The following is a 21496-nucleotide window of genomic DNA, read 5'->3' on the forward strand; positions in this document are numbered from 1 at the left end:
GAAAGGCAGTCCTTTCCTCTCGACCGAAATTTATAGTATGCTAAAACATAAGGGAGGAGAGGAATTTATGGTCAAAAAACTGATCGTTGGCGACGCAACGAATGAACTGGACACTACGCGCCGCATTCTGGAACGCTTGCCGGAGGAACATATGGCATGGAAGCCGCACGAGAAATCGATGACGCTTGGCGGGCTGGCCACGCACTTGATCAACCTGCTGAACTGGCAAATCGCAATTTTTCAATACCCGGAGTTCGATCTTTCGACCGTGCCGCTGCGGCGGGACGCTTTGGAAAGACGCGCAGACGTTCTTGAGGAGTTCGACGCGAACGTCAGCAAGCTGAAAGAGCTGATCGCCGAATGCGACGAGAAAACACTCGGCGAGGAATGGACGTTGCGCCACGGCGACCATATCATCCTCCGCGAGCCGCGGGCGATTGCGCTCCGCTCCTTCGGAATAAGCCACATGGTTCACCACCGGGCACAGCTCGGGGTATACTTGCGTCTTCTCGATATTCCAGTGCCGGGCATCTACGGCCCCTCGGCCGACGAGCAAGCCCAATAAAGTAAGTTTCTCGATCCGATACGCGCCAAACAGTCGCAGGGTACCGGCATGACCGCCAGTACGCTGCGACTTTTTTTATTGTCGTCGAATATACGCTTGCAATCTTCAAAGGCGAAAAACGATATGGTATAACGAATGTCAAATCCCGGTTACGGCTAACGAACCTGACAATCCTTATTCGGCTCAAAATGGGGCTGTGTGGGCTGTAACGAATCTACCGATCGTTATTCACCGAAAATCGGCCGATTCCCCGCCTTCTTTCCATCAATAGCGTGTCTGAGGTTCGTTACACGCGGAGCAAGCCGATTTTTCGGTCAATAGCGTGTTTCAGGTTCGTTAGCCCTAATCGTGTGCTTCTAACCAACTGAAAAGCAGATTGTTGATTCTTATGCGGGTAAAAAATCCGTTTTTCCCCATCTTCCTTGCAAAAGGGTGTATGATAGATTTATTAACATCGTATGCGGCAGCGCTCATCGTTCAGTCAAAAGGAGTGAAACAGAAATGATTTTTTCATGGAAACGGAATCTAATTGTGCTGTGGATCGGGGTCTTTTTTTGCAGCACGGCTTATTCCGTATCGATCCCCTTTATGCCGATTTTTCTGAGTACAGATCTTGGCATCACTGATCATCTTGAGCTATGGTCGGGCTTCGCCTTTGGTATTACCTTTCTTGCCAGCGCCCTGATCTCCCCCTTCTGGGGCTCTCTAGCCGATAAATATGGACGCAAGCCGATGCTCATTCGTTCCGGCTACAGCCTGGCGGCCTTGTATGCATTGACCTATTTTATTCACGATCCTTACTTGTTCCTGCTGCTCCGCATTTTTCAAGGATTGTTAGCCGGCTACGTACCTGCATCGATCGCCCTAGTAGCAACCAATACGCCGGAAGAAAAATCAGGCTATGCTCTTGGCATTATGGCCACAGCCGGAGCAACTGGAGGGATTGTGGGCCCGCTTATCGGAGGCACTGTGAGCCATCTGTGGGGCAATCGGGAAGCCTTTTTGTTTTCCGCCGCCATCGTACTGATCTCCGCCCTGATCGCCACTTGGCTCGTACAGGAGCAAAGCTTCAACCGTTCCGCCAAGCGGTCGCCGATTCGCGAGGATTTGCGGCTTGCCTTCTCCAATCGGCAGTTTGTTACGCTGCTGGCTCTAGTCTCACTCGGCACATTCTCTGTGATGATACTGGAGCCGCTGCTTACCGTGTACGTCATGAAACTTGGCGTTCAGCAAGGGGAAGCTTCGTTGAAATCGGGCATCATTTTTTCCGCAGTCGGTATTGCCACCTTGCTGGCGGCGCCGCGTTGGGGCAAGATCGGTAACAAAATCGGCTTCTCCAAGGTACTGTTTATCGGCTTGCTCGGCGGCGGCATTGGCAATCTGCTGCAATTTTTCGTCACACATTATGTCCAGTTCGGCATATTGCGGTTTGTGTACGGCTTGTTCTTTGCCGGTGTCTACCCGTCCTTGAATGCGCTAATTGTCAAAATGACCGATCCTTCCTTCCGCGGGCGAGCGTTCAGCCTTAACCAGTCGGCCACCCAGCTTGCGACCATGCTCGGCCCGATCATTGGCGGCATGCTCGGCGGCTGGATTCCGATTCGCTGGGTCTTTCTTATTAACGGCACAATGCTGCTTATTGCCGCCGTACTGATCAAAAGAAAGCGGCTCGATGAGACCGTTGCTCGGCAGTCGTCTCAGCTTGGCGGCTAAAATAGGCGCTGCGCCTCGATCCCCTTTCCACCTACCAATTTGCTTCCAAAAAAGTTAAACTGATAGCAGATTGCAATTCAACTAATCTCGTCAATGACAGGGGGCGTTCCAAATGTATCGTGTCGCGGTAATTGGAGCAGGAATAATATCGGGAAGCCATCTGGCGGCATTAGCAACCATGGAGCAGTGCCAGGCTGCAGCGGTTGCCGATCTTGATCCCGGCAAGGCGCAAGTAATGGCGGAGACCTACGGCATCCCGGCTTACACGGATTACAAGCAAATGATTCAAGAAGTCAAACCTGATATTGCAGTCATTACTTTGCCGCATTTCTTGCACCTTGAAGCTGCCGTCTACTGCGCTCAGCAAGGCTGCCATCTGCTGCTGGAAAAGCCGATGGCGCTGAATACACAGCAATGCGATGAAATTATAGCAGCAGCTAGCAAGCATAATGTCCGGCTTATGGTAGCCCACACGCAGCACTATTTGCCCGTCAACCTGCAAGCCAAAAAATTGCTCGCCCGGCATAATCTCGGTGAACTCGTCATGATCCAAGAAGTGCGGCACAAATATTATTTCAACGCAGAACGGCCGCAATGGTTTCTGGAAAAGGACAAGTCCGGCGGCGGCATTATTATGAATCTTGGCTCGCATTCTGTCGATAAAATCCAGTGGCTGACAGGCGCCGCTGTCACCAAAGTGAAAGCCGGCTTAAGCTTCCATGGCGGGCGCGGGGATGTAGAAGGCAGCGGCTTGATCTACATGGAGACGTCGCTTGGCGTCCCGGTAACGATCTGCCAATCCGGCTATCCGGGTGCAGCGCGCGAGGAGACCGAATTTATATTTACTGGAGGCATGATAAAGCTGCAGACTGGCAAAGGGTTATGGATTAGCGAAAATGACCGGTACCGCGAGGTTGAAGTTGAAGCTTACGATGCGCCGCAGGTGCTGCAATTCAAGGAGCTGATCGCGGCGATTGACGAGCAGCGCGAGCCGGAGTGCGGAGGCGTGTACGCCAGAGAAATTATTAATGTTATTGAAAGTATTTACAAATCTCATGAGCTTGGAAGCGAAGTAGCGGTAACAGAGCAATAAAGAGCGCCAAGCCGAAGATGCTGTCCCTCGTGCCAGTTGGTGAAGATGGCATAGGGACAGCTAATCTGCATCCGGCATGCATGTGATAGGCCGTCACCCCCCTTGGCCTATATGCGAAGAAACGCCCCGACCTTACTGCCCATCGAAGCGCCCCACAAAATTAATCTTCTTATGTTGTAACCCCTTATCCGATGTCAGCTCATTATTTACAGAATTGTTCGGGCTGCCATGCCAAGCATCGGCCGCATATTGTTTATTTTTTCGCAGCCGGCTATTATACACCCGCTTCAAAAAACCTTGCTCCTTCTTCTTCTTCTCCTGCAGCTTGCGCACGCCTCGCATCAGCAATTGATAGCGCCGTTCATCATCATGACCAAGCTTGTGCATCTCTTGAAATATCTCGTTTTCCATCTCATCCCGCCCCTGACATGTTCCGACAAATATCCGTCAAATTCGACCCTTGTCAACAGCAGTTTACCACTGCTAACTACACCAAAAATATACAAGTCGAAAATTGTCTAATTTTTGCCTGTCTTATCAGAGTATAGAACACATGTTCCGTATATGCAATAGCTATAAATGTGAATTTTTTGCGGGACAAGAGGGAGTCCTTTTTACTTCATCCCAGTCATCGAGATACCTTGAATAAATCTTTTTTGCACAAAGAAATAGAGCACGACAATCGGGACGGTGAACATGGTTGCCGCGGCCATGAGCAAGCCCCAATCGACCTGATTTTCGCCGATAAAGGAGCGCAGGCCAATCGAGAGTGTCCATCTGCTCGGATCGTTCAAATAAATTAATGGGCCGATAAAATCTTTCCATTCGTTAAGGAAGGCAAACAGAGCGACCGAATAAAATGCCGGCAGCGCCAGCGGCAAAATCACCCGCCAATACGTGCGAAACTCCGACGCGCCATCGATTTTGGCTGATTCTGTCAGCTCATGCGGAATCGTCATAAAAAACTGCCGCATCAGAAACACGTAAAACGGGATCGCGAACAAATTTTGCAAAATAATCGGCCAGTAGGAATCCACCATGTCCAGCTTGTTGAACAACACATAGACAGGAACCATCGTCACCTGATAAGGCAGCATCATCGTGCCCATCATAATGAAGAAGATCAGATTGCGCCCGGGAAATCTGAGTCTGGCCAAGCCGTAGGCTACGAGCGGCGATGAGATCATCTGCCCGATTACGGCAAGGACGCACAGCAGCAGCGTATTTAATGTATAGCGAATAAAGGGAATGGCCTGCAGCGCCTCCCAATAGTTGCTCCACTGCAGCGAGCTGGGCCACCATACGACAGGATAAACAAAAATATCATCGGTCGTCTTGAGCGATGTCAGCACGAGCCACAGGAAGGGAAGCAGAAACAACAGCCCTGCCAGACCAAGTCCGAGATGGGAGAGTACCGACCGTGTGAGAGACGGAGAAGCGTCAGTATGCAGCTTGGCCATTATTTCTCACCTCCGTAGTAGACCCATTTGGCCGATGATTTGAAGACGAGCAGCGTGAGTACCATGACAACAATAAACAGCATCCAGGCCATCGCCGAAGCATAGCCCATTTTCAGGAAGGAAAAGGCCACCTGATACAAATAAATCGCATAGAACAGCAGCGAATTGCTCGGTCCGCCAACCGATTGCGCCGCTTCGGCAAAGATCATGCCTTCGGTGAAAAACTGGAACGTGCCGATCAGGCCGATAATGAGCAGGAACAACGTAACCGGCGAGATCGACGGGAAGGTAATGTTCCAAAATTTGCGCCAGCGGCCGGCGCCGTCAATTTCCGCCGCTTCATAGAACATTTGCGGCACATCCTGCAGAGCGGCGAGGTACATGACGGTTGCCGTTCCTGTTCCCCAGAACCCCATAAACACAATAGCCGGCTTCGTCCAGCTCGGATCAACGAGCCAGTTCGGACCTACAATGCCGACAAGGGACAAAACATCGTTGATCAAGCCATACTTGGCATTGAGCAGCCACATCCACAGCAAGGAGGCGGCAACGGTCGGAACTAATGTGGGCAAGAAATAAATCGTTCTATATAGGGACTGGCCCTTTACTTTCATATTCAGCAAAAGCGCCATCACCAGCGCGAATGCGGTTTGCGGCACCAAGCCGAAAACGACTAAATAAACGGTATTGTACAGCGATAAGTAAAATTTCTCATCGGCAAATAAATTGCTGTAATTGTCCAGCCCCGTCCATTCCGGAGCGGAAAATAAATTATATTCTGTAAAGCTGTAATAGAGTGACATAATAACCGGATAGGCTTTAAAAATAAGAAAACCGACTGTCCAAGGAGCCGTAAATAACAGCCCTGTAATGAGGGCAATACGCCTTCTCCGTCTGATTCCCGCTTTGTTGTTATAGGCCTGCGTCAACACTCCGCCCTCCTTTACTCATCATAAGCATCATGCAGGCAGGCAGAAACGTTTCCCCCGCTGCCTGTCTGCATGATTCATACAAGTCCGAACTACTTGTTCGCTTTATCTGCCAAAGGCTGAATTTTTCCCGCGACCTTATCCATCGCTTGCTGCGCGGATTGTTCACCCTTCAATACTTTCTCCGTTTCTTCCGACAAAGCTTGCAAATATTCATTAATGTAGACGCTGTTCGGGAAACCTTGCAGGTTCTCGCTCTTCGCCCGGTCATAGAAATCCCACAGCGGCTTCAACGCTTCATTGCTGCGGACCCGCTCATCGTCAAGAGCAGCGATCATCGTCGGGATAACCCCGCCTTTCTCATGGCCGACATATTGCACTTGCGTATCCACACTCATCAAATATTTCATAAATTCCCAAGCTTCTTCTTGATGCTTCGCTTTTTTCGGGATGAAGACGCCCCGCGGAGAGACCATGCCGGCCCCCTTCAGTTCCGGATGTCCGGCCGGATACGGGAATGGCGCAATGGCGATCGGCCCGTTCTCGCTTCTTTCTTCAATGAAGTTATACTCCCAGCCAATCATCATGGCGAGCTGCCCGGTCAGAAGCGGATCCTGCGGCGTACCGCGCTTGCCCAAGCCGGCTTTGAATTTGCCGATCTCATCGGCACCGAATTTTTTGTACACATTGGACTGGAACTCGATCGACTCCACATTTTGCTGCAAGTTCGGCGTCACTTTTCCTGTCGCCTCATCATACCAGGATCCGCCGAAAATAAGCGGCCAGAATACATTGTCAATCCACGGATAATCAGGCAGGAAACCCATGCTGCTGTATGCGCCGTTTTCCTTTTTCGTCAGCTTTTCCGCATAGGCCATCAATTGGTCCAAATCCTCCGGCGGTGCGGTAATGCCGGCATCGGCAAACGATTTTTTGTTGTACATCAGCGTATTGGCCATGCTCATCGTAAACGGCATGCCATACACTTTGCCGTCGACCTTCATGCGATCCATCGCCGCCGGAATGACCGCATTCAAGTCAAAGTTATCTCTTTGAATCAGCTCATCCAGCTCCAGCACCGCGCCCGCATCCGACCATGGACCGATATTGTTCCAAAATGTGAGCGCGATATCCGGCGGATTGCCGCCGGAAATGGCCGTCAGTTGCTTCGTTGCGTCCTGGTTGCCAAGCACCTTCACTTTAATCTTGTCCTGGCTTTTATTGAATGATTCCACTGTCGCTTCAATTGCGCCGGCATCCTTCTCCGACCACACATGCCAGAACGTAATCTCTACTTGTTCCTTGTTATTGTCTTTATCGCCGCTGGCTTGATCTGTTCCGGCATTCCCTCCTTTTGAATTGTTGTTACCGCTTCCACATCCGGCAATCAATGCCATCGTGAGCACAGTCAGCAATGCTGAACTCATGAACCGTTTCCATGATCGTTGCATATTGGCATCCTCCTCAAAAAAGATTGTTACTTCCGACTGACCCTCTTCAATCCTAGTCCTAACTTTTTTCCGTCATTTTGCGATTATTCCCTATCACCCCCCAGTCATATTTGACGATTTAAAATTTTAACAGCTGTCCCATCGTGACGGCCGGATGTTGAAGGGAAGCCTGGTAAGCCTCTTCGATCTGCTCCAGCGCATACATGCCGGTAATGAGCGGCTGCAGGTTAAGGCGGCCGCCCGCCAGCAATCGCACAAATTCGCTCAAGTTGCGGTTGAGCGTCCACCGGACATAGCCGTACGGGTAATCGCGGCCTTCCTCTTCATATTCGCGATCGTAGCGCCCCGGCCCGCCTGCCCGGGAAATCGTAATTTGCGCTTCTTTTTGAAAGAGCTTATCGCGCTCGAATTCGGTATTCGTATCGCCGACGATGACGATTTTGCCTTTATCGCGTATCCAGTCCAGCCCTTGATCGATCAAGCGTTGCGCCTTTGAGCTGGAGCAGATCATAACGCAATCGCTGCCTTTGCCTGCCGTAAGCTGATGTACAAGCCCCCCGACCTCTTCGGCCGAACGGCACACATGCGGTATGCCCGCTTTCTCCGCTATTTGACAGCGTTCCTCCAACATATCGACCGCAATGACCTGATACGCGGCGGCATGGGCTATTTGGGCGGCCAATTGGCCGAGAATGCCGAGCCCCAGCACGATGACCGTTTCTCCGAAGCGCAAATCCGCCTGTCTCATCCCCTGGATCGCTATCGATGCGATGCCGGCAAAGGCAGCCTCCCGCGAATCAATCTCATCCGGTATCGCCGCCACATGATGACGATTGGCTACAAAATATTCAGCATGCGTCGGCACCCCGTAACAGGCAACCCGCTGCCCCGGCTTAATATCGGCAACTGCCGAGCCGACCCGGTCGACAACGCCGGTTCCGCTATACCCCAAAAAAGCGTTAATATGCTTGCGCAATACCATTAATTCCGTTCCGGTGCTCAATGCGGAATAATCTGTTCTTACGAGCAATGACGACGCATCCACTTCCGGAAGCGGGAGCTCGACAATCTCGACTTTGCCATTCTCACTTTTTGCCGCTTTCATCCTTAAAACGCCCTCCACTGATGTATAAAAAGTATAGTAACTCCCTAAAGATGTACATCAATTTAAGTTTTTCAAATGTACATCTTGCGTGAATTCATCATACTTTACCTATGAAAGCACTGTCAATATTCATTTGTACATTAGTATTATAATTTTTTATATACATCAGAATTGATTATTTCTCCAATAGAAGGTAAAATAAGAGCAGATTTAATCAGGTGAACGTACATTATGAAGGGAGGTCCGGACTGCTCCGCCGCTCACGCGTCACCGCGCAGATCGAGAGTTGCAGTAGCTATGCCAATTAAAAAAGACCGCAAAACTTATGGAGAACGGCTCGACTACATGATCCGTGATTTACAACGGTTAATTGCCGCTGGAACTTATCCGCCCGGCGGTTACTTGCCGCCCGAAAGCAAGCTGGCCGAGGAATATGCGCTCAGCAATAAATCCGTCCGCAAAGGACTGGAACAGCTCGTTGCCGAAGGGGCGATCACTAAAATAAATCGCGTCGGCAATCAGGTAACGGGAAGGAGCGCCGCGGATAAAGCAGTCATTACTCTTGGCTACACCGAGTCCATTGAGCGCGACTTGGAGCTGCAGCAGATGCTGGAGGAATTTCATCAGCAGCATCCTTCAATTCAGGTTAATACAATCCTGATGACGCCAATGGGCCCCTCCTCGCACGTCCGCTTTCCGGAGACGGTGGAGCCTTATTTGGTTAATGGCATTATCGATGTTTTCACAGTGAACCAGGCACAATTTCTTGAGTTTGCCGAGCAACAGGCGCTCGAGCTGCTGGAGCCGTTGGAGCCGGAGGCGGGAGCTTACCACTTTTTAAATGACAGCTTTACCGCCGGAGGGCGCCAATACGTGCTGCCAATCGTCTTCTCGCCCGTCATCCTGTGCTATAACCGCGAGCATTTTCGCAAGGCCGGCATGGCCGAGCCGGACAGCAGCTGGACCTGGCACGATACGATCCGGCATGCGGAAGCATTGGCCCGTCCGGGAGAACGCTTCGGCCTGTACTTTTATTTGATGTCGGAGAATCGTTGGCCGATCTTTTTGCTGCAAGGCATGCATGAAGGCATTTCGCGGGAGCGCTTCGCCAGCGAAATGAAGGAGCTGGTCCGGCTGGTCAAGCTAATGCTCGATCACCCGGCAATCTTTCCGAAATATTTGACAGAGGGCAGCGACGATGTCAATCAGCTGTTTTTGCAGGAGAAAGTATCGATGATGCTGTCCAGCTATTTCAGCCTCAATGAATTGAAGCATACCAAAGTGCCGTATGACATTACGCCGCTTCCTTACTTGCATCGCCAAGGAACGCTGAACGTCACGATCGGCATGGCGGTCAACCGCCATACGAAACAAAAGGAAGCGGCCATGACGCTTGTCCGCTATTTTGCCTCCAAAAAATCGCAGCAAGCGATTCGCGAGCGCACATTTAGCATACCTGCGCATAAGGCGGTCGCCGAGCAGGTCGGCAAGGAGAAGTACAATTTGAACAGACCGCCGCATTATCCGATGTTCCGCGAGCTGTTCCCCTCCTTCCAGTCCCATCGGGAGCTGCGGATGAATGCCGCGCAGTTTCAAGCGGCGCGCACCCTGCTCAAAAACTATTGGTCTGGGCTGATAACGGAAGAAAAGCTGTGGGAGGAGCTGCCGGCTTATTTGCCGCATATGCAGCCGGAAGCAGCGCAGCTGTAACCCTTTTGCAGCTTGCCATTCCGCAGCCGATGCTTCGATCCCGACAGCAAAAAGCCGTCTGCCCAGCAGCGTAACTACTGCTGGCCAGACGGCCGTTTTCAAGGATGTCCCGATCTATTCAAACCGCAATGCCTCGATCGGCTTCAAATTCGCCGCCTTATTCGCCGGAAAGAGGCCGAAGACGACGCCAATCAAGACCGAAAAGCCAAAAGCAAGCCCCATAATCGGCACAGACAGCGCCACGCCCATATTAAGCGCCCGCGAAGCGGTCTCGGCAATCGCAATTCCGATTCCGACGCCCAGCAAGCCGCCCAATCCGCTCAAGGCAATCGATTCGATGAGAAACTGAATCATGATGTCCCGCTTTTTCGCGCCGATCGCCTTGCGTATGCCAATCTCTCTTGTACGTTCCGTAACCGAAACGAGCATGATGTTCATAATGCCGATACCGCCGACCAGTAAGGAAATAGCCGCAATACCGCCCAGCGCCAGCGATAATGTATCGGATATGCTGCTGAAGGAGTCGAGCACATCCTGCTGGTTAAACACCCGGTAACTGTTCGTATTGCCGCGGAAGGTTTTGCTTAACGAGGTTTCCAGTTCGTTCACTACTGCGCTCATCTGCTCCGCATCCCTAACTTGCACATAGATCGTGCGTACGCCTTTTGATTTGAACAGCCGCTCAGACGAAGTGATGGGAATAAGGACCACATCGTCATTCGAGCCGCTGAGCGAGCTGCCCTTCTCCGCCAGCAAGCCTACAACCTTGTAGCGGACGCCGTTGATCAGAATCGTTTGCCCGACCGGATTTTGTCCGGGAAACAGCTCGCTTGCCGTCCCCGAGCCAAGCAAAGCGATACGTTGATAGTAGTCCAGATCAATCTGGGATATGAACCGCCCTGCCGCCACATTATAGTCGCGGACATCGGCATAATCGGGCGTCGTCCCGACCACGCTGACATTGACACTGTTGGTGCCGAATTTCACGGTGCCATTCTGCGTATTCGCCGGCGCGGAAAACTCCACGCCATCTTTGGCCGCCAGCTCCTCAGCCTCCTGGTAGCTGATCGTTGTCATCGATCCGCGGCCTGTAATGTTCACGGTCAGCAGATTCGTTCCCAGACTGGCCACCTGATCCGTAACCGCCTTGGTCGCTCCTTGTCCGAGCGATACGAGGGCAATGACGGCGGTGACCCCGATAATGATGCCCAGCATCGTCAGCAGCGACCGCATTTTATTGCCCATTATACTTTTAGCCGCCATCTTGAAGGCCTGCCCGATATTCATCGCGCTCCACCGCCTTCCTCGCTAATGCGGCCGTCCTGAATGCGAATGACCCGCTTCGCCTGCTCCGAGATCGATAAATCGTGTGTGATTAAAACGATCGTATGCCCTTGCTCATTCAATCGCCGCATCAGCGACATCACTTCCACGCCAGTACGCGTATCGAGCGCCCCCGTCGGCTCATCAGCCAGCAGGATCGGCGGATTGCCCGCCAGAGCGCGGGCGATGGCGACACGCTGCTGCTGTCCGCCCGACAATTCGGACGGACGGTGGCGGAGGCGGTCCTCCAGGCCAACCTTGCGCAGCGCTTCAATCGCCTGCTCCTTGCGCTGCTTGGCCGGAATGCCGCGGTAGATGAGCGGCAGCTCAACATTTTCCAGTGCCGACAGCTTATTGAGCAAATTGAACCCTTGAAAAATAAAGCCAATTTTCCGGTTGCGGATCTCGGCCAGTTTGTTTTCCCGCAGCCGGCTGACCTCCTCGCCGTCAAGCCAGTAGCTGCCCGCCGTCGGCGAGTCCAGACAGCCGATGACATTCATCAGCGTTGACTTGCCCGAACCGGAAGGGCCGATAATGGCCACAAAGTCGCCATGACTGACCTGCAACGCGATATCGCTTAAGGCATGAACAATCTCGCCGCCCATCTTATACTCCTTGGACAGGCCCTCAATGCGAATTAACGATTCTTGCTGAACTTGCTGCACGACTGCCAGATTCGCGTTCATCTATCGACCACCGCCACTCGTTCCGGTACTGGCACGCGTTCCCGTCCGCCCCCCGCCGTTGCCTTGAAAGCTTGCGCCGCCAGGGAAGCCGCCACCGCCGCTGCCGCCGATAAAGCTGCGGCCCATACCGCCCATGCCACCCATTCCCATACCAGGGAAGCCTTGCTGCATGTTGGAATTGTTGCTGCCGGAGACGACTGTCGTTACAATAACGTCGTCCCCTTCCTTCAGACCGGACAAAATTTCAATATAGTCTTCATTATGAATGCCAACCTCCACCTGCTGCGGCGTACCGCCGGCAAACCGGTTCGCATTGCGGCCGCTTGCCGCCGCGCCTGATTGTCTCATTTGCTGCCAGGCCGCCGCGCCTTCACCAGACTGATTCGACCGGCTGCGCTGTCCCTGCGGCTGCTGACCTTGCTGCCCCTGGCCTCCCGTGCCTGATTGATCCGTCTGCGGCGTCTGCTTGCTGCCGGCAGCATCTCCTCCAGCGGCTGCAGCTTCCTCCTTGTTCGGAAGCAGGACGATGTACCTGCCTCCCATCGATTGCACGGTATCGATCGGCAGCATAAGCGTGTTTTCCTTCTTCTCTACCTCAATACTCGCTTCTGCCGACATACCAACCTTTACGTCATCCGTCTTCGCGAGCGCGATCGTCACGTCGAACGTCGCAACCCCATTGTTTGACGTCCCCTCGTCGGCGATTGCCGTTACTTTGCCTGAGAGCGATTCTCCCGTCAACGCTTCAACAGATATTTTGGCTTCTTGACCAAGCTTAACCTTCGGAATATCCAACTCATCGATACTGACCACCATTTTCAAATTCGCATAGTCTACAATTTCCGCGATTTGCGTTTGCGGCGTCAAACTGTCGCCTGCAACTACGGCGACCGATTTGACTGTGCCGGTGATCGGCGCGACAATCGAAACCTCCGCCTGCTTTTCCTTCATGGCAGCAATATTGTTACGTGTTTGCGCAATGTCCAGCTTTTGCTTCTTGATCGACAGCTCCAAGCTGGATAGATTTTTTTCATCCTCTTCCGCATCGTACCGGTCCTGCAAATCCGTCAGTTCCAGCAGCTTCTTCTCCAGATCGATTTCACTCGAGCTGATCTGATCCGAATTGTCCTCGCCTTCCAGAACGAGCATAACATCGCCCTTTTTAACGAGCCCGTTCTCCTTGATCTTCACTTCCTTGATCGTTCCCTGCTTGCCTGCTGTCACGCTTTGCCGGTCGCCAACCTGAATACTGCCCGTGCCGCTGACACTCACTTCAATTGTTCCTTTACGCACCTTTGTTGTAGCTACCGGCGGAGCTGCAGGCTGGTCCTCTTTCTTAAACTGAAAATAGGCATAAACACCGCCAGCCACGATTATGATGCCAATAATCAGCAATAACCATTTTTTCATTGGCCTTCCCCCGCTCTTCCTATATTTGAAGGCATTTGGCGCTTCATAATCGATTGCGCCGTCTCCCCGTCTTCCGCCAGCCATACGGTCAATATATCTCCGTCCTGGATATCGGACAGCTCAACCTGCTCATTGCTCCTTTGGCCATTGCCGAAGGACATGACGGAAATTTCGGTATCAGCCGCTATTTTCATTGTCACCTGCTCATCCGACCATTCCATCTGCCCTTGCCTGCCGCCTCCCGCTCGGTCGCGCTGGCCGGCACGATCGCCCTGCCACTGCAGCCTCTCTCCTTGATCGGCATTTCCACCATCAGTGCCTTGTCGTGGGAGCTCGCCATCTCCCTGCTGCCTGCCGCGGCCAAAATTTTGCCCGCCTCCCGGCATATCGGATGGCTCCATCTTCGACTTCTGCAATGTAATGGCATCTGCCGTGATACTAACAACCTTGCCCATCACATCTGCGGACCGGCCAGCGCGCTCATTTTGCATCCCTTCAGATACCGAAGCCCCGCAACCCGCAAGCACACCCATTAACAGCAAGGCTGATGCGATTCGTCTCCATTTTACTTGTTTGCGCATTTGCAGACTCCACCTCGCCATTTCGTAATCTGACTATTACAATAGCAAATCAATGTGAACGATCGGTGAACGCTGCGGTTATAAAGTGTGGAACATTGAGAAGAACTTCTATCGAAGTCCTTCGTGGAGCAGCGACCGCGTTTAGCGGTTTCAGGGACGGATGCTACAGCCGTTATTTCGCCATTAATCCTCTCTTTTGAAATCTGACGGAAGTGAGCGACCTTAATTGGACGTTTTCTTGCGAAATCGTGCTAATGATCATCAAATAGCGGCGCACAGTTCCGTTACAATTTCAGACCAGTCGAATTTTCGAAAATAGCGGCCGTGACATCCGTTGCATTCTTTCATCATGAACGAAGCGGACCCGAGTGGACCGTTATCTGTGAACAAACGTACCAAAATCCAAAAAACGCGAGAAAAGACATCTCCGCCATGAGATGTCTTTTCTCGCGTTCAGTTGCTGCTCTTAATCGCAAAATACTACTGGGCTTTTTGGCAAACATTGAATCCATAATAAGCAAAATCAAGATCGCCAGTCACCTTGTAGTAGAAATCGAACCAACCGTAGCAACCCATGCTCGCATTGGTTTTTTCAGGCGCTGAAGCCAACGACACACCTGCGATCAGGGTGACAGCCAGCATCAGCTTCATTGCCGCTTTGGCAACAGATTTCTTTTTCATAAAAAGCTCCTTTCACTTTTATGAGTTAGAAAAGTTTCTCCCTAAACTATATAACGCGGCCGCATAACTGCAAACATCTTCCAGACCCATTTCACTAGGGATATTTCCCTTATTTTTCCTGGGCAAAAAGTACATTTAGCATGTCTGCAAGCCTAGTACCAGAAACCCCCTCTCGACCTTGTAACAGAAGCTGGCTATTAACGCGCCTCGCTAGCCTGCTAACGCATGCCAAGCTGTTTGCGGTAATCAGAGGGCGAATATCCAACCACACGTTTGAACACACGAACGAAATAAGCATACTCTGTATAACCTACCGCGCCTGCCACCTCATACACTTTTGTATCCGGATTTTCCAGCAACTCCCGCGCTTTGTTGATGCGCATCTCTGTGACGTACTCCATGAACGTTTTGCCCATTTCCTCTTTAAATACACGGCTCAAATAAGGATGGGACAACCCGGTCAGCTCAGCGGCTTCAAGCAGGGACAAATGCGGCTGAGCGTATTCGTTGTTGATGTAATCGAGCGCCTTTACGACAACATGGCTTTTCCGCCAGTTGCGCTGAGTAAGCAGCTCGTTCATCAGTCCGAGCAAATGCTCACGGATCAGCTCTGTATCACGGGCCGCATCGCCTGTGAATCCGAGCGGATGAAAAGCATGCTCCGGCAGTTGCGAGCCATAATGCTCGCGAATCCGTTCATTTAAAATATAAACGAGCAAATGAAAAAACTCATATACGCTTTCACGTTCATTACCCTGCTTAAGCCATTCTCCAGAAAGCACCGACCATTCCGCCTCGAACTTCGGCTTATCGACAAGCCATAACGCTTCCGCAAGCCGTTTGGCATTGTCCCGCCAAGCCTCCATCCATACAAACTGCTGGTGAAGCCTGCCCTTCTTGTGGGCGATTTTACTGGCGATTTGCTCCAGCGTCCGCTGCAGATCCTCCGGCTGCACCGGCTTTGGCAAATAGTCGTGAACGCCTTGGCGCAGCCCTTCCCGCACATATTCAAAATCATTATAACCAGAAAAAAGGACAATTTCGATCATCGGCAGCAGCCGCTTGGCCTCCCCGGATAACAACAGCCCGTTCATCAGAGGCATCTGGATATCGGTCAATAGCACGTGGGGACTTAACGTCTGCAGCAATTGCAGAGCTTCCACACCGTTTTTGGCCTCGCCGGCCACCTCATAGCCGTCCAGCTGTTCAATCATTTTGCATACACTTTGTCTGATCGGGCGTTCATCCTCTACCACAAGAACCTGCAGCATCCTTATCCCGCCTTATTGCCGGCCGGCACTAATACCCGTATCGTCGTGCCCCCGGCACCAGTCTCTTCAATCCATAAACCGTACGGCTCCCCGTAAACAAGACGCAATCGTTTATGAACATTATATAATCCGATGCTCCTCCCGACAATTCGCCGATCGCCTTGCAGCAAATTGTCATGGGTTAGTTTCAGAAACAACTGATTAAAATGCGTTTGCACTTCTGTGTCCATCCCCCGGCCCTTATCGATTACCCGAATTTCATAACCGTCAGAACCAAGTTGCCCGATAATTCCGATATACTCCGGAGGCAGCTCTTGATCCTGATAGCCATGAATCAGTGCATTTTCTACAAGCGGCTGCAGCATCAGCTTGATACAAGGGATTTCTTTCAGCCGCGCATCCTCTTCGACCTGAATTTCAGTATGAAGCTCTTCGTGCCGCTCCTTCTGCAAATCAAAATAAGTATCAATATAGCGAATCTCATTCCATAAAGAGACGACCTGCTTGTCACTATCCATACTATAGCGAAAAATATCAGACAGATTTGATACCATGCGGCTGATCGGCTGGACGCCCGCCAAAATCGCATAAGAATGAATCGTCCCGAGTGTGTTGTACAAAAAATGAGGGTTAATTTGTGACTGCAGCGCTGTCAATACGGCCTCTTTCTGCCGCACCTGCATTTCCTTCTCCTTTAATTGCGAAAAATGCTCCACATGAATCAGCCTGCGGTACTCATCCATCATCGTGTTAAAGCTTAAATAGAGCATACCGATCTCATCCTTGGATTTTGCGGGAGCGCGCACATTCAAATTTCCTTCCTCCGCCCGCCTCATCAGACGCTGGATAAGGGATAGCGAGCGGATAAGATAGAACGTAAAACTGCCGAGAAGCAGCATCGCAACAACAGCAATACAGCCAAAAAGGATAAAAGCCATCGTCCTCATCTGTACAAGCTCTGCTGTCAAAAACTTCATCGGCACTTCGAACAAAATCGTCCAGTTTGTCAATTCAGAGGTTTGAAAGCCAATCATCGTCCGCCCGGCTCCGCTTCCTCTCGTCACAAAACCGCCTCGGTCTCCGCCGTCTCCGCGTATTACCTCATTCATAAGCGTATCTTCAGTAATAGAGCCAATCAACGACGATTCCGGGTGATAAATATATTGGCCTCCATTGTTCACCAAATAAGCCCGGCCAACGCCGTCAAGCTTGAGCCCGCTAATCATTTCGGCAATCCGGTTCAGCTTCAAATCCACAATAAGAATCCCTTTATTCCGCCGGTCCATCGGATCATAAATCACCTTGTAGGCGGTAATGACAGGAATGCCGCTTATCCGGTTGACGCCTTCTATCGTAAAATCTGTCACAGGATCATCCAGATCCAGCAGCTTCAAATAGCTCCGGTTTCGTTCGTCCAGAACAAAATCCTGGCTGCTCAAATACAGATTTTCATTCATAATGAGCGTGAATTTATAAATATCGTTGCGGCTGGAGTACAAATTTTTGTACAGTTCACTGCGGATTTTTTTCTCCAATTGGAATTGTCCATAATAGTCATCCGGCTTTAAATGAAGAAAACTTTGGATCGCCGGGTTAAGCAAGAAAGGAATGGCGAGCTGATCCAACTCCGATACATAAGAATCTATAGAACGGTTCATCTGTTCAAGCAGCAGGCGGCTGTAGCTCGCTGCATTGTGCTCAATGGTCTGCTCCGTCCGGCTGTACCACAGATAACCGAGCAGCAAAAACGGCAAAAACAGACTGATGACGATCACGACCAATAATTTACGTTTCAGCGACCACCTCATGCTTTGCCCACTCCAGTCTCGCCTAATCTCTTCTTCCTTTTTCCCACGAGTTGGCAGATGATTAGCATTATAACATGCATGAAAGCGGATGCATACCACCGTGCTCCTTATCACTACTTGACCGGGTACGCAGCTATTTTGCTTTTAAATAACGTTATTCCTTGACTGCTCCAATCATCGCCCCTGTAACAAAATATCGCTGGACGAACGGGTAAACGACCAATATAGGGGCGGTAGCAAACAAAATAATGCCTGCTTTCATCATCGCAGGTGTCGCCTGCATCGTCGTTTCGCTCATGGCCGTATTGTTTAAAACCTTTTGTGCCATATCGTTGACGACCATATTGCGCAAAATAATTTGCATCGGGAACAAATTCGGATTTGTTATATAGACCAGTGCTTCAAAGTAACTGTTCCATTGATAAACGGCATGAAACAGCGCAATCGTTGCCATTACGGCTTTGGACAAGGGCAGGACAATCCGATAAAGGATACCAAGCTCGGAGCAGCCGTCTATTTTTGCCGATTCGAACATTTCCGGCGAAACCCCTTCGAAAAAGGTTTTCATAATGAGGACATAAAATGCGCTAAGGGCATTCGGAACCATAAGGGCCCATAACGTGTTTTTGAGACCGATGGACGTTACGAGCAAATAAGCGGGAATAAGCGGTGCTGTGAAAATAAATGTAATCACGATGCCTTTGAGGACAATTCCTCTGCCCTTCATCTGCCGCCGGGATATCGCATAAGCCAGCGTGGAACCAAGAAACAAGGTAAGCAATGTTCCGCCGATTGTAATGGTGACGCTCACCCCCATCGATTGCCACAGTACAGGCAGTTCAATGATTTTTTTATAGACGGACAGGTTAAATTCCTTGGGCCAAAACAAGACCATTTTGTTGTTAACATATAACGGAGAGCTGAGCGATATTGCCAGCAGGTTTATTAAGGGCGCGAGCATCGACAAGCTGACCGCCAAAAAGAAGAGATTGTTGACCGACTGAAATATACGCTCAGATTTGTTTCTTACCATCGCAATCCCCCCTTAATAGATTCCGTTGCCGGTTGTACGTTTGCTGAACATATTCAGGCCGACAATCATAATAAGCCCGATCAACGATTTGAACAGCCCGACCGCCGTTGTAAAACTGAATTGTCCGCCCATCAAGCCGGCGCGGTATACATACGTATCAATCACTTCGCCGACAGGACGGACGAGCGGATTGAGCAGTGCCAGCATCTGCTCGACATTGGCATCCAGCATATTGCCGATCCGCAGCAAAAACATCGTAATAATGGCAGGAGCGATCGCCGGCAGCGTAATCGACCACATTTGTCTCCAGCGTTTTGCGCCGTCCACGACAGCTGACTCATACAGATGCGGGTTAACACCGCTCATCGCGGCTAAATAGATGATCATGCCCCAGCCGACTTCCTTCCAGACGCCGGATGTAACTACAATGCTGCGGAAAAAGTTTTTATCGGTCATGAAGTCGATCGAGCTGACACCGAACAGCCCCAAAAGCTGATTGACGACACCGTCTATCGACAGCACATTGATGAAGATGCCGCCGACGATGACCCAGGAGAGAAAGTGAGGCAAATATAACAAGGTCTGCACGGTCCGCTTGTATAAGCTGAGCCGGATTTCGTTAAGCAGCAGCGCCAGAAAGAGCGGTGCCGGAAACCCGATCACAATTTGATAAAAGCTGAGCAGCACCGTATTTTTCAAAATATTGATGAATTCCTCGTACTGAAACATGAAAATAAAATGCTTAAAGCCGACAAACCGGCTTTCCATCAAGCCATGAAAAATGCTGTAGTCCTGGAAAGCAATCACATTGCCAAGCAGCGGCATATACTTGAACACGATAAAATATAAAATACCGGGGAGGGCAATGAGCCACAGCAGCCCTGAATCACCTATACGCAATTTTAAGCGGTTTTTCAATTTGAACGCCACCATTCATCGTCTTTATTCACCCGTAAAGCTGGAACCGCCGGAATGTTCGGCTGAACATGCCGGCGGCCCGGGTCTGACTTTTCAATGCTGCTTGCCTGACTTCTTATTTGCCGTAGTATTGCTTATACCATGCCGTCGCTTCTTTGATCGCCTCGTCCCCGCCGCGGCTTCTCCACTCTTTGACGAATTTATCGAATTCGGTGTTAATATCGACATCGCTTGTGATAACACGGGCAAACATATCGATTAACAGCGTATCGCCATTGCCGAAGTTAGGCAGCAGTTCCGGTCTTGTCTTGAACGCCTCCATCACCGGCATATACATCGATTCCGCCTCGATTTTATACTTCTCGGAAATTTCAAACCCGCGCTGCAGTTCAGCTGCATATGGGCTCAGCTTTACCTGCTCGTCATTGTTAAGACTATGACCGGTCACATTCATGTTGATTTGATAAAGGAGATTTTGTGAATCATCAACATTGTTCGGTGCCTCCGGGTCCCATTTGATCTCCCCGTTCACAATCTCGTAGTTATGTCCCTCTATCCCAAAAGAGTTAAACTTCTGAATCTCCGGATCGCTCCATGCTTTATCCAAAAACTGAATAACGCGCTCCGGATCCTTCACGCCTGCAGGAATAATCCACACATAATACATCCCTGTATTGGCAAGACCGATCCCTTGGCCTTTCGGGCCAACCGGCGGCTCGATAATGACCGGTTTGGCATCCGGCTGGTTGATGAATTTATCCGGCGACCAGAAGCTCGCGAGGTTATCGACATAATGCAGCCAGCTGCCGGCTTTGCCGCTCGTAATGCCTGCCTGCCAGTCGGCATATTTGTTGGTGAATGCATTTGGATTGATATAGCCGTTCTTGTAGAGCTTTCTCCAAAACTCCAGCGCGTCCTTCATATTCGGCGTGATGACAGACGGAACAAACTCATCCCCCTGCATCACCCAATGGTTTAATGCCACGCCAAACTCATAGAAGAATGCGTCGCTGCTGCCGAAATTTTCCCGCACCATGAAACCGTACTCATTGTTTGGATCGCCATCGCCATCCATATCTTCCGTCTTGACCCTCTCAAAATATTCGAGCCAGTCGTCCAACGTTTTCGGCATTTCCATGTTCAGTTTCTTAAGCCAATCTTCCCGGATATACATCGCTACTGTATGCGGATGCGGCACGAGCGCCGGGATTGCGTAGATCCTCCCGTTTTTCGATACTTCCGGCGCTTTCCACACATGCTCCGGTATGCTCGCCTTCAAATTCGGGCCATACTTGTCGATCAGATCCGTCAAGTCATGGATCGCGCCCTGTTCAACTGCGCCGGCATGTGCCGGAGACTCGATGCTTCCCGTATACACCAGGTCAGCTAGCTCATTGGAGGCAAAGCGGAGCGTCAATTGCGTGTTATAATCATTGGCTGAAAGAAATTCAAATTTTACATCATAACCGCTAAGTTCTCTGAATTTCTTGACATAAATATTTTCATCCCAGTTCGGAACGTTGGGTGTAAAGCCCGCAGCGTTAGAGGACAAAATCGTAATTTGCTGCTTTTCTTTCTGTCCCTGCGTTGCTTCATTGCCGGAAGCTTCACCGCTGTTATTGCTGGTGCCGCCATTCCCGCTCTGCCCTCCGCTTTCACTATTCCCGCCGGTATTGCCCGAACAGGCTGACAACAGCAGCGTTAAAGCCGTCAGACTTGCCATCGCTATGGTAACAGGTTTCCGTTTGCACTTCATTGA

Annotated in this window: 19 protein-coding genes; 4 read left to right on the forward strand and 15 right to left on the reverse strand. The window is 50.8% G+C overall.

Annotated features, from left to right (window positions below; all coding sequences use genetic code 11):
• The first annotated feature begins 67 nt into the window (after nt 1–67).
• The 3 genes from ACFQ0N_RS11830 to ACFQ0N_RS11840 all read left to right on the forward strand — a co-directional run bounded on the left by ACFQ0N_RS11830 (nt 68) and on the right by ACFQ0N_RS11840 (nt 3371).
• On the forward strand, nt 68–565 hold the full coding sequence (locus tag ACFQ0N_RS11830; protein WP_379326662.1) for a DinB family protein: 498 nt from the start codon (nt 68–70) through the stop codon (nt 563–565).
• Between the two features lie 501 nt (nt 566–1066).
• The gene (locus ACFQ0N_RS11835) at nt 1067–2278 is read left to right on the forward strand and encodes an MFS transporter (RefSeq protein ID WP_379326169.1); all 1212 of its coding nucleotides are present in this window, start codon (nt 1067–1069) and stop codon (nt 2276–2278) included.
• Between the two features lie 112 nt (nt 2279–2390).
• Nucleotides 2391–3371 carry a Gfo/Idh/MocA family protein gene (locus ACFQ0N_RS11840; RefSeq protein ID WP_379326171.1) on the forward strand — a complete coding sequence of 327 codons (981 nt, stop codon included), beginning with the start codon at nt 2391–2393 and terminating at the stop codon, nt 3369–3371.
• 132 nt (nt 3372–3503) lie between these two features.
• On the opposite strand, the gene ACFQ0N_RS11845 is transcribed toward ACFQ0N_RS11840, so the two are convergent.
• The 5 genes from ACFQ0N_RS11845 to ACFQ0N_RS11865 all read right to left on the reverse strand — a co-directional run bounded on the left by ACFQ0N_RS11845 (nt 3504) and on the right by ACFQ0N_RS11865 (nt 8316).
• Complete coding sequence (locus ACFQ0N_RS11845; RefSeq protein WP_379326173.1) at nt 3504–3782, reverse strand: hypothetical protein; 279 nt, start codon at nt 3780–3782, stop codon at nt 3504–3506.
• A 203-nt stretch (nt 3783–3985) separates the two neighbouring features.
• Nucleotides 3986–4831, reverse strand: coding sequence for a carbohydrate ABC transporter permease (locus ACFQ0N_RS11850; protein WP_379326175.1), 846 nt, complete (start codon nt 4829–4831; stop codon nt 3986–3988).
• Nucleotides 4831–5763 carry a carbohydrate ABC transporter permease gene (locus ACFQ0N_RS11855; protein ID WP_379326177.1) on the reverse strand — a complete coding sequence of 311 codons (933 nt, stop codon included), beginning with the start codon at nt 5761–5763 and terminating at the stop codon, nt 4831–4833. Before ACFQ0N_RS11855 ends, ACFQ0N_RS11850 begins: the two co-directional genes overlap by 1 nt.
• An 89-nt stretch (nt 5764–5852) precedes the next feature.
• Nucleotides 5853–7211, reverse strand: a complete 1359-nt coding sequence (locus ACFQ0N_RS11860; protein WP_379326179.1) for an ABC transporter substrate-binding protein — start codon at nt 7209–7211, stop codon at nt 5853–5855.
• Nucleotides 7212–7329: 118 nt separating this feature from the next.
• Nucleotides 7330–8316: a zinc-dependent alcohol dehydrogenase gene (locus ACFQ0N_RS11865; protein ID WP_379326181.1), complete on the reverse strand. Its 987-nt coding sequence runs from the start codon at nt 8314–8316 to the stop codon at nt 7330–7332.
• A 297-nt stretch (nt 8317–8613) separates the two neighbouring features.
• Between ACFQ0N_RS11865 and ACFQ0N_RS11870 the strand changes: the two genes are divergently transcribed.
• Nucleotides 8614–10026 carry an extracellular solute-binding protein gene (locus tag ACFQ0N_RS11870; protein WP_379326183.1) on the forward strand — a complete coding sequence of 471 codons (1413 nt, stop codon included), beginning with the start codon at nt 8614–8616 and terminating at the stop codon, nt 10024–10026.
• A 114-nt stretch (nt 10027–10140) separates the two neighbouring features.
• On the opposite strand, the gene ACFQ0N_RS11875 is transcribed toward ACFQ0N_RS11870, so the two are convergent.
• The 10 genes from ACFQ0N_RS11875 to ACFQ0N_RS11920 all read right to left on the reverse strand — a co-directional run bounded on the left by ACFQ0N_RS11875 (nt 10141) and on the right by ACFQ0N_RS11920 (nt 21493).
• Nucleotides 10141–11313 carry an ABC transporter permease gene (locus tag ACFQ0N_RS11875; RefSeq protein ID WP_379326185.1) on the reverse strand — a complete coding sequence of 391 codons (1173 nt, stop codon included), beginning with the start codon at nt 11311–11313 and terminating at the stop codon, nt 10141–10143.
• On the reverse strand, nt 11310–12035 hold the full coding sequence (locus ACFQ0N_RS11880; protein ID WP_379326187.1) for an ABC transporter ATP-binding protein: 726 nt from the start codon (nt 12033–12035) through the stop codon (nt 11310–11312). Before ACFQ0N_RS11880 ends, ACFQ0N_RS11875 begins: the two co-directional genes overlap by 4 nt.
• The gene (locus ACFQ0N_RS11885) at nt 12036–13445 is read right to left on the reverse strand and encodes an efflux RND transporter periplasmic adaptor subunit (RefSeq protein WP_379326189.1); all 1410 of its coding nucleotides are present in this window, start codon (nt 13443–13445) and stop codon (nt 12036–12038) included.
• On the reverse strand, nt 13442–14026 hold the full coding sequence (locus ACFQ0N_RS11890) for a hypothetical protein (protein WP_379326191.1): 585 nt from the start codon (nt 14024–14026) through the stop codon (nt 13442–13444). The genes ACFQ0N_RS11885 and ACFQ0N_RS11890 overlap by 4 nt, the downstream gene beginning before the upstream one ends.
• Before the next feature lie 480 nt (nt 14027–14506).
• Nucleotides 14507–14707 carry a hypothetical protein gene (locus ACFQ0N_RS11895; protein ID WP_379326193.1) on the reverse strand — a complete coding sequence of 67 codons (201 nt, stop codon included), beginning with the start codon at nt 14705–14707 and terminating at the stop codon, nt 14507–14509.
• A 218-nt stretch (nt 14708–14925) separates the two neighbouring features.
• The gene (locus tag ACFQ0N_RS11900; RefSeq protein ID WP_379326195.1) at nt 14926–15978 is read right to left on the reverse strand and encodes a response regulator transcription factor; all 1053 of its coding nucleotides are present in this window, start codon (nt 15976–15978) and stop codon (nt 14926–14928) included.
• A gap of 2 nt (nt 15979–15980) precedes the next feature.
• Complete coding sequence (locus ACFQ0N_RS11905; RefSeq protein ID WP_379326197.1) at nt 15981–17786, reverse strand: cache domain-containing sensor histidine kinase; 1806 nt, start codon at nt 17784–17786, stop codon at nt 15981–15983.
• A gap of 154 nt (nt 17787–17940) precedes the next feature.
• Nucleotides 17941–18819, reverse strand: coding sequence for a carbohydrate ABC transporter permease (locus ACFQ0N_RS11910; protein WP_379326199.1), 879 nt, complete (start codon nt 18817–18819; stop codon nt 17941–17943).
• A 12-nt stretch (nt 18820–18831) separates the two neighbouring features.
• On the reverse strand, nt 18832–19737 hold the full coding sequence (locus ACFQ0N_RS11915) for an ABC transporter permease (RefSeq protein WP_379326201.1): 906 nt from the start codon (nt 19735–19737) through the stop codon (nt 18832–18834).
• A 115-nt stretch (nt 19738–19852) separates the two neighbouring features.
• Nucleotides 19853–21493: an extracellular solute-binding protein gene (locus ACFQ0N_RS11920; RefSeq protein ID WP_379326203.1), complete on the reverse strand. Its 1641-nt coding sequence runs from the start codon at nt 21491–21493 to the stop codon at nt 19853–19855.
• Nucleotides 21494–21496: the final 3 nt, after the last annotated feature.

This window comes from Paenibacillus sp. GCM10027626, from assembly GCF_042676285.1.
GTDB lineage: Bacteria > Bacillota > Bacilli > Paenibacillales > Paenibacillaceae > Paenibacillus_Z.